At 59.7% G+C, this 1259-nt stretch carries 1 protein-coding gene; it reads right to left on the bottom strand.

The window, feature by feature from the left end; genetic code table 11:
- On the bottom strand, positions 1–1259 hold a 1259-nt coding region (locus ADADOO_RS01955), incomplete at both ends, for a dynamin family protein (RefSeq protein WP_511274540.1).

Genomic DNA, 1259 nt, shown 5'->3' with positions numbered 1-1259 from the left:
ATGATCCGGTCTTCCAGCGTATCGGTGGCCTGGTGGATGCGCTTGATGCTTTCCAGGCGGCGCTTGAGCTGGATCTGATGTTCGCGGACCTGGGTTTCCATCGGCGCCATGATGGCGCGCAGCCAAATCTCGGCGTCGCGGTTAGCATGCTCGAAGGCGCGCCGCACCTGGGTGGCGACCTCCTCGAAGAATTTCTGCGTGATGTTTTTCTTGTCGTGGGTAAGCAGGCTGACCATCGTGTTGAGGTGGTCGTTGCACCACGCCTGCAGGCGGTCGAGTTCCTTCTCGTAGCGAAGGAGCGAGAAGGTCGTCGGCGCCCCGAGCTTGAGACCGTGCTCGATGGCGAATTTTTTGTACACTGCCTCCATCATCGACAGGATTTCGCTGATTTCGCCATTCGACTTGGCCAGCGCTTCGCGCGAACCGGCAAAGAAACGGGCCATGGCATCGGACAGCGTCTTGGAAAAAGCGGCCTCCAGCATGGCTTCGCGCGTTTCGTGGGTCAATTGACGCAAAACGTCGAGGCCGAGATGGCTGAACAGGTTGTTGGTCAGCGTTGAAAAAACGCTGCGCACGGCGTAGTAACGTTGCAGGCCGGACTCGAATTCGTCTTTTTCCGCCCGCACCTTGCCCATCATGTATTCGACGACGCCCTTGTTCTTGCCGCGCAGTTCGGTTAGTTCAGCCAGTTGCTCGCGCAGGCCAAGCAGCCGCGTATCGAGCAGGCTGCGCACGCGCTGGCTGACATCGCCGAATTCGCTTTCCGTGCTCTCGCAGACGATGTCGCGCTTGGCCGGAATCAGTTCCTCGGAGAGCGCAGCTTCGAGCAGGGGCAGGCGGCTCTTTTCGAGTAGCGTCTGGTCGCCATTGATCTTGGCAACCAGCCCCTTCTGCGCCGAAACCGGGAAAACCTGGCTGACCGGCAAATCGAGAATGGCGGCGCTGCTATCGGCCTGGCGCTGGATTTCAGCGTCGATTTCCTCGGTCGATTTCAATTCATCCCACTGGCTGTCGATCTTGTTGAGGACGACCATGCGACCCCGCTGGGCCATGCCGCCGGCGCAAATATGCTCGCGCCAGATGGCCAGATCGGATTGCGTGACGCCGGTATCGGCCGCCAGAATGAACAGCACGGCATGGGCATTGGGCAGCAATGACAAGGTCAGTTCCGGCTCGGCGCCAATGGCATTGAGCCCCGGCGTATCGAGAATGACCAGCCCCTGCTTGAGCAGCGGATGCGGAAAATTGATCATGGCATG

Source organism: Azonexus sp. (genome assembly GCF_036170495.1).
Classification (GTDB): Bacteria; Pseudomonadota; Gammaproteobacteria; order Burkholderiales; family Rhodocyclaceae; genus Azonexus.
This window is presented reverse-complemented; position numbering and strand designations above follow the sequence as displayed.